At 65.6% G+C, this 7,961-nt stretch carries 8 protein-coding genes; 7 read left to right on the forward strand and 1 reads right to left on the reverse strand.

Going from position 1 to position 7,961, the window contains the following annotated elements; all coding sequences use genetic code 11:
- Positions 1 to 659: porin (locus tag ACR2JA_RS14680; RefSeq protein ID WP_434009820.1), on the forward strand; the 659-nt coding region annotated here is incomplete at its 5' end.
- Between the two features lie 94 nt (positions 660 to 753).
- Here the strand turns inward: ACR2JA_RS14680 and ACR2JA_RS14685 are convergent.
- The gene (locus ACR2JA_RS14685) at positions 754 to 1,080 is read right to left on the reverse strand and encodes a ComEA family DNA-binding protein (RefSeq protein ID WP_434009821.1); all 327 of its coding nucleotides are present in this window, start codon (positions 1,078 to 1,080) and stop codon (positions 754 to 756) included.
- Between the two features lie 183 nt (positions 1,081 to 1,263).
- Between ACR2JA_RS14685 and ACR2JA_RS14690 the strand changes: the two genes are divergently transcribed.
- The 6 genes from ACR2JA_RS14690 to ACR2JA_RS14715 form a co-directional block, all read left to right on the forward strand.
- On the forward strand, positions 1,264 to 2,064 hold the full coding sequence (locus ACR2JA_RS14690; protein ID WP_434009822.1) for a DUF3047 domain-containing protein: 801 nt from the start codon (positions 1,264 to 1,266) through the stop codon (positions 2,062 to 2,064).
- Positions 2,065 to 2,172: 108 nt separating this feature from the next.
- Positions 2,173 to 3,153 carry an ABC transporter permease gene (locus ACR2JA_RS14695; RefSeq protein WP_434009823.1) on the forward strand — a complete coding sequence of 327 codons (981 nt, stop codon included), beginning with the start codon at positions 2,173 to 2,175 and terminating at the stop codon, positions 3,151 to 3,153.
- Position 3,154: 1 nt separating this feature from the next.
- Entirely contained in the window at positions 3,155 to 4,384 is a 1,230-nt protein-coding gene (locus tag ACR2JA_RS14700) for a M20 aminoacylase family protein (protein WP_434009824.1), read from the forward strand.
- A 46-nt stretch (positions 4,385 to 4,430) separates the two neighbouring features.
- Entirely contained in the window at positions 4,431 to 6,008 is a 1,578-nt protein-coding gene (locus ACR2JA_RS14705; protein ID WP_434009825.1) for an ABC transporter substrate-binding protein, read from the forward strand.
- A 149-nt stretch (positions 6,009 to 6,157) separates the two neighbouring features.
- Entirely contained in the window at positions 6,158 to 7,069 is a 912-nt protein-coding gene (locus ACR2JA_RS14710) for an ABC transporter permease (RefSeq protein ID WP_434009826.1), read from the forward strand.
- Positions 7,066 to 7,961: ABC transporter ATP-binding protein (locus ACR2JA_RS14715; protein ID WP_434009827.1), on the forward strand; the 896-nt coding region annotated here is incomplete at its 3' end. The genes ACR2JA_RS14710 and ACR2JA_RS14715, both read left to right, overlap by 4 nt.

Below are 7,961 nucleotides of genomic sequence, written 5' to 3' on the forward strand. Positions count from 1 at the left end.
ACATTGGCCTGACCGGTGGCTTCGGTACCGTCAAGTTCGGTCGCAACTGGAACGCCATGGACGACGTGTTCGGTGCCGGCAACAGCGGTTTCGATTCGGCTCTGTCCGCCAACGCCATCTGGCTGAACTCCTACAACGGCGCTGCCGACGGCCAGCTGTACTACGCTACCCCCTCGTTCGGTGGTTTCTCGGCCGCTGTGAGCACGCAGCTCAAGGGCAATGCCGCTGCTGGCAAGCTGACCTCGTTCAACGTTGCTTACGCCAACGGCCCCATCGCCGCTGCTCTGGGCTACGAAAAAGACGAAGCCAATGGCGACCAGAAGGGCACCATGATCAATGGTTCCTACGATCTGGGCATGGCCAAGCTGCTGGCCAGCTACTACACCACCAAGAATACCGGTGGTGTTGCTGGTGCCAAGGTCAACTCGTACCAAATCGGTGCTGACATTCCTGTGAGCAGCGCTCTGACCGTGTCGGTTGGCTACGCCAGCTCCAAGCCGTCGGGCGGCGAGAGCGACAGCGGCTTCGGCGTTGCTGCCGGTTACAGCCTGTCCAAGCGCACCACGGTTTACGGTGGTCTGCGTCAGGAAAGCCGCAAGGCCTCCAACGGCCAAGCTGATGGCGATTTCTTCGCTGCTGGCATCCGTCACACCTTCTGATCTTTCGCTGGCGCAAGCCAGCTGAAGTTCTGAATGTCAAAAACCCCGCTGCGGCAACGCAGCGGGGTTTTTTATTGGCGTGATCGGATATTGCTCAGGGCTTGGTGGTCGCTGCGGGGGCCTTGGCTTTGGGCGCTGGCGTTTCGGCCGCTGCCGGCTGGTACTTGGTACCGTTGACCGTCAGGCCCTCGGCCGAGAGCTTGGCGGCGCGCTTGTCGCCGATGCCCGGGACGCGGGCGATGAGGTCGGGCCAGTCTTTGAATTTGCTGGCTTTGCGTTGCTCCAGCAACTTGCCTGACGTGCCGGGCCCGATGCCTTTGACGCTGTCCAGATCGGCTTCGGTGGCGGTGTTGACGTCCACGGCGGCCATGGCGATGGTGGTGGCCAGGGACAGCAGCAGGGTGATGGCTTTCTTCAGCATGGGAACCTCTCCTGAAAACGTGTGTGACAGTGGGTGCCGGGCACCGTGCCCGGGCGCCAGGGCGCTCCGGTGAGGGGGCGCCCTGGCGACAATCTAAAACAACCCAAGGTGTTGCCAACCGGTCTGTATCTGTCTGTATCCCCCACGCGAGGGATGCGTCGGCAGAGCGCTACACTGGTTCGAATGAAACAGAATGTTGTGTATGAGGCGGTGTCCACGAGCCTGAGCGTTGGCGCCGTTTCGATGCTGCGAGCGGTGGCTTGTCTGGCGGTGGCCGCCAGCCTCACCGCGTGTGCCTGGATAGGAGAACGGCCTGTCGACGCGGCGACGGCAGGGCCTGCCGCTCGCTCCCTTTTGCTGACGCCACCCGGTGGCAGCGATTGGCAGGAGTTTCGCCTCCCCGGAAAGCTGTTTGCCCCTTTCCAGCCAGTGTCCCGCCAGGGCCGATCTGCCCTGGAGGTGCATGCACACCGGTCGGTGAGTGTGCTGCGCCGGCAATTCGACCCCCCGGTGCAGGCCGTCGGGAAGTTGGCGTTCTCGTGGAAGGTGGAGGCCTTGCCCGAAGGGGCGGACCTGAAAGACGCCAGCGCCACCGATGCACCCGTTCGCATCTTGTTGGCGTTTGATGGCGATCGCTCGACGTGGAGTGCGCGCACGCACCGGCTGTCCGAACTCAGCCGCTTGCTCACCGGCGAGCCGCTGCCGTACGCCACGCTCTCGTACGTGTGGAGCCAGGACGATCCGCTGGACGCGGTGCTGAACAACCCCCGAACCGACCGCATCCGCAAGGTGGTGGTGGAGTCTGGTGGGGCCAACCTGGGGGTGTGGCGCGACTACCAGCGCGATGTGCGCGCAGATTTCATTCGGGCGTTTGGCGAGGAGCCCGGGCCGTTGGTGGCGGTGGCACTGATGACGGACACCGACAACACGCAGTCCACTCTGAAAGCCTGGTATGGCGCGTTGCGGCTGGATCAGCAGCCCTGAGCGTGGGCCGTTGGGCCGCTCCAGGCAGGCTTGGCCTGCCGTTAAACTGCGCTGCAGGTTTGCGGTTGTGCCGCCCGCGCAGTGCGGCACCATTTGACTCTACAGGCCATGTTTGCTTTCATTCTCAGGCGGCTGGCGCAGGCGGTGGTGGTGATGGTCAGCGTGGCGCTGATCGCCTTCATGCTGTTCCAGTACGTGGGCGATCCGGTGGTCTTTCTGCTGGGTCAGGACGCGACGCCCCAGCAGATCCGCGAGTTGCGTACCGATCTGGGGCTGGACCAGCCGTTCTTCGTGCAGTTCTGGCACTTCCTGGTCAACGCGGTGCAGGGCGAATTTGGCCTGAGCCTGCGCCAGGGTGCCAAGGTGTCGCGCCTGATCGCCGAGCGTTTCCCGGCCACGCTGGAACTGGCCTTGGTGGCCGCCGTGCTGGCGCTGGCGGTGGGCATTCCGATGGGGGTGTACGCCGCCCTCAAGCGCGGCACGTTCGTCAGCCAGCTGTTCATGACGGTTTCGCTGCTGGGGGTGTCGCTGCCCACGTTCCTGATTGGCATCCTGCTGATCCTGGTGTTTGCGGTGCAGCTGGGCTGGTTTCCCAGTTTCGGCCGGGGTGACGTGGTGGAGATGGGCTGGTGGAGCAGCGGGCTGTTGACGGCCAAAGGCTGGCACCACATCGTGCTGCCGGCGGTGACGCTGGCGATCTTCCAGCTCACGCTCATCATGCGGCTGGTGCGCGCAGAGATGCTGGAAGTGCTGCGCACCGACTACATCAAGTTCGCTCGTGCCCGCGGGCTGACGCAGCGCGCGGTGCACTTCGGCCACGCGCTCAAGAACACCCTGGTGCCGGTGATGACCATCACGGGCCTGCAGCTGGGCGGGCTGATCGCGTTCGCGATCATCACCGAGACGGTGTTCCAGTGGCCAGGCATGGGGCTGCTCTTCATCCAGGCGGTGACCTTCGCCGACATCCCGGTGATGGCCGCTTACCTGTGCCTGATCGCGCTGATTTTCGTGGTCATCAACCTCGTCGTGGACTTGCTGTACTTCGCGGTGGACCCTCGTCTGCGCGTTGAAAGATCCGGAGCGCATTGACATGCTGACATCGCGTATCCAGGCCCACGGCCGAGCGTTCGCACACATCGCGGCCTACCACCCCGAGCTGACAGCGCTGCGCCGTGAGCTGCATGCGCACCCGGAGCTGGGCTTTGAGGAGCACTTCACCGCGCGCCGCGTGGTGGAGGCGCTCAAGGTCTGTGGTGTGGACGAGATCCACACCGGCATCGGCAAAACCGGCGTGGTGGCGGTGATCCACGGCCGTGAACGTGGCAGCGGCCGCATGATGGGGCTGCGCGCCGACATGGATGCGTTGCCCATGCAGGAAGACAACGATTTCGCCTGGCGCTCTGCCAAGCCCGGTCTGATGCACGGCTGTGGTCACGACGGCCATACCGCCATGCTGGTGGGCGCGGCGCGTTATCTGGCCGAGACGCGGCGGTTCGACGGCACGGCGGTGCTGATCTTCCAGCCGGGCGAAGAGGGCTTTGCCGGCGCCAAGGCCATGATCGAGGACGGCCTGTTCGATCGCTTCCAGGTGCAGTCGGTGTACGCGATGCACAACTGGCCGCAGATGAAACCGGGCACGGTGGGCATCAACCCCGGGCCCATGATGGCGGCGGCGGACCGCATCACCATCGAGATCGGTGGCAAGGGCGGCCACGGCGCCCACCCCTACCAGACGGTGGACCCGGTGCTGGTGGCGGCGCACATCATCACCGCGGTGCAGAGCATCGTCTCGCGCAACGTGCGCGCGCTCGACCAGGCGGTGATCAGCCTGTGCTCCATGCAGGCGGGCGACCCGGGCGCCTTCAGCGTGGTGCCCGGCAAGGCGACGCTGGTGGGCACGGTGCGCAGCTTCAGTGCAGAGGTGCAGGCCCTGCTGGAACGCCGCCTGAACGAGGTGTGTGCCGGTGTCGCCATGGGCCTGGGTGCCACGGCCCATGTTCGCTATGAACGTGTCTATCCGGCCACCATCAATAGCCGCGACGAGGCGCGGTTCGCGGCCGACGTGGCGCAGCGCTTGCTGGGGCACGAGCATGTGGACCGTGAGCTGGAACCGAGCATGGGCGCCGAAGACTTTGCCTTCATGCTGCAGGTCAAGCCCGGTGCCTATCTGCGCCTGGGGCAAGGCACCGAACACGGTGTGGGCAGCTGCTTCCTGCACAACAGCCGCTACGATTTCAACGACGATGTGTTGCCGCTGGGGGCAGCGCTGCACGCAGGCCTGATCGAGCAGGGCATGCCGCTGGCCACGGCTTCCGACTGACCGTCGTTTTTACTTTTCCATGTCCACCCATTCAGAGGAGCAATTCATGCAGTTCACCCCCACCCTGATGACCAGCCTGGTCACCGCTGCGCTGGCCACCGCCTCGGCGGTCTCGGCCCAGACGGTGCGCATCGGCAACCAGGGCGATGCCTTGTCGATGGACCCGCACTCGCTCAACGAGACCACGCAGCTGAGCGTGGTGGGCAACGTGTACGAGCCGCTGGTGGGGCGGGACGAGAACCTCAAGCTCACGCCGCGCCTGGCCACCAGCTGGAAGCAAACCTCGCCGACGGTGTGGCGCTTCGAGCTGCGCAAGGGTGTGAAATTCCACGACGGCAAGCCGTTCACCGCCGACGACGTGGTGTTCAGCCTCGCACGCGGCGCGGGCGATGGTTCGGACATGCGCAGCTACACCAACGACATCCAGGCGGTGCGCAAGGTGGGCGACCACGCGGTGGAGATCGAGACCAAGGCGCCGTTCCCCATCCTGCCGGACGTGCTGACCTTCTTCTACATCATGAACAAGCAGTGGTCGGAGGAGAACAACGCGACCAAGCCGGTGGACCGCCGCAAAGGCATTGAGAACGCGGCCTCGTTCCGCGCCAACGGCACCGGTCCGTACCGCTTGCGCGAACGCCAGCCCAACGTCAAGACCACCTTCGTTCGCAACGGGGCCTACTGGGGCAAGATCGAAGGCAACGTGGTCAACGTGGAGTACACGCCGATCGGTAACGACGCCACGCGCGTGGCCGCGCTGCTCTCGGGGCAGGTGGACGTGATCGAGCCTGTGCCGGTGCAGGACGTGGCGCGCATCAACGCCAGCGGCAAAACCAAGGTGATGCAAGGCCCTGAGCTGCGCACCATCTTCCTGGGCATGGACCAGAAGCGCGACGAGCTGCTGTACTCCAGCGTCAAGGGCAAGAACCCGTTCAAGGACAAGCGCGTGCGCCAGGCCTTCTACCAGGCCATCGACATCGTGGGCATCCAGAAGAGCGTGATGCGCGGCGCCTCGCGTCCCTCGGCCCTGATGGTGGGACCGGGCATCAACGGTTACGACGCCAGCATGGACAAGCGCCCGGCCTACGACCTGGATGCGGCCCGAAAGCTGCTGGCCGATGCCGGCTACCCCAACGGCTTCGAGGTCAGCATGAACTGCCCGAACGACCGCTATGTGAACGACGGCGAAATCTGCCAGGCCGTCAGCGCCAGCCTGGCCAAGGTGGGCGTGAAGGTGCGCCTGCAGACCGAAACCAAGGGCACCTACTTCCCCAAGGTGCTCAAGCGCGACACCAGCTTCTACCTGCTGGGCTGGACGCCCAGCACCTACGACGCCCACAACGCGCTCAATGCGCTGACCCGCTGCGTGGACGACAAGGGCGCAGGTCAGTTCAACCTGGGCGCGTACTGCAACCCCAAGCTGGATGAGCTGACGCTCAAGATCCAGTCGGAAACCGATCAGGCCAAGCGCAATGCACTGATCAAGGAAGCCTTCAAGCTGCACGACGAAGACTTCGCCCACATCCCGCTGCACCAGCAGGCGCTGGCCTGGGGCGTGGCCAACAACCTGAGCCTGGTCCAGCTGGCCGACAACGTCATGCCGTTCCGGTACATGAACTTGAAGTGAGCACCCCCGCGCGGGATCGGTAACCCCCCTGCGTCGATGCGCGGCTTCCCACAGGGGATGCCAGCAGCGGCCTGGCGGAGCCGGTTCCGCGCTGGCTCTGGGCCGATTCCCTGCGTTGGCCGGTTTTTCTTTTCTCGAAAGCGCTGCATTTGATCGCTCTTGTTCGCCGCTGGCTTGACAGCGATGTCGGCCACAGTTTCCGCACCTCGCCCACGGCCATCGTGGCCGCGGTGATCGCGCTGGTCTGCCTGGTCTGTGCCGTGTTCGCGCCCTGGATCGCGCCGCACAACCCGTTCGATCTGGCGTCGCTGGAGCTGTCCAACGCGCGCTTGCCCCCGTCGTGGAGCGAGGGGGGCAATCCCACCTTCTGGCTGGGCACGGACGACCAGGGGCGCGACATCCTGTCGGCGCTGATGTACGGTGCGCGCATCTCGCTGGCGGTGGGCCTGGCGTCGGTGGTCCTGTCGGTGCTGATCGGCGTGACCCTGGGGCTGCTGGCCGGTTTTCTGGGCGGCTGGGTGGACAGCCTGCTCATGCGCGTGTGCGACGTGATGCTGTCGTTCCCGCCCATCCTGGTGGCGCTGCTGATCGCCGGCGTGGGGCGCGCGCTGTTTCCCGACGCGCACGACACGCTGGCGTTCGGGGTGCTTATCCTGTCCATCACGCTCACCGGCTGGGTGCAGTACGCGCGCACGGTGCGCGGCTCCACGCTGGTCGAACGCAACAAGGAATACGTGCAGGCTGCTCGCGTGACCGGGGTGGCGCCGCTGCGCATCATGCGCCGGCACGTGCTGCCCAACGTCATGGGGCCGGTGCTGGTGCTGGCCACCATCCAGGTGGCCACCGCCATCATCACCGAGGCCACCTTGTCTTTCCTGGGCGTGGGTGCGCCGCCCACGGCGCCCTCGCTGGGCACGCTCATCCGTGTCGGCAACGACTACCTGTTTTCCGGCGAGTGGTGGATCACCATCTTCCCCGGCGCCATGCTGGTGGTGATCGCCCTGTCGGTGAACCTGCTGGGCGACTGGCTGCGAGACGCATTGAACCCCAGACTCCGATGAGCCTTCTTCAAGTCAAAAACCTGGTCGTGGAATTTCCGAGCCGCCGCGGCACCCTGCGGGCGCTGGACGGCATTTCCTTCGACATCGCACCCGGAGAAATCCTGGGTGTGGTGGGTGAATCGGGCGCTGGCAAGTCGCTCACCGGCGCGTCCATCATCGGCCTGCTGGAGCCGCCGGGCCGCGTGGCCAGCGGCGAGATCGTGCTCGACGGCCGGCGCATCGACCACCTGCCGCCCGAGCAGATGCGCCGGGTGCGCGGCCGTCAAATCGGCGCCATCTTCCAGGACCCGCTGACCTCGTTGAACCCGCTGTATGCGGTGGGGAGGCAGCTGATCGAAACCATCACCACCCACCTGCCGGTGAGCGCTGCTGAAGCGCGCCAGCGTGCCATCCAGTTGCTGCGCGACACCGGCATCCCGGCGGCGGAGCAGCGCATCGACCATTTTCCGCACCAGTTCAGCGGCGGCATGCGCCAGCGCGTGGTCATCGCCCTGGCGCTGGCGGCCGAGCCGCGCCTGATCGTGGCCGACGAACCCACCACCGCGCTGGACGTGTCCATCCAGGCGCAGATCATCACGTTGCTCAAGAGCATCTGCAAAGAGCGGGGCGCAGCGGTCATGCTGATCACACACGACATGGGTGTGATCGCCGAGACCTGCGACCGCGTGGCCGTGATGTACGCTGGCCGCATCGCCGAGATCGGCCCGGTGCACGAGGTCATCAACCACCCGGCCCATCCCTACACCAGGGGCCTGATGGCCTGCATCCCCGACATGAACGTGGACCGGGAGCGGCTGCACCAGATCGACGGCGCCATGCCGCGGCTGAACGCCATCCCGCGCGGCTGCGCCTACAACCCGCGGTGCGACCGGGGCTTCGACCGTTGCCACGA

Origin of the sequence: Hydrogenophaga sp., from assembly GCF_051007235.1 — a bacterium.
Taxonomy (GTDB): domain Bacteria; phylum Pseudomonadota; class Gammaproteobacteria; order Burkholderiales; family Burkholderiaceae_C; genus Hydrogenophaga.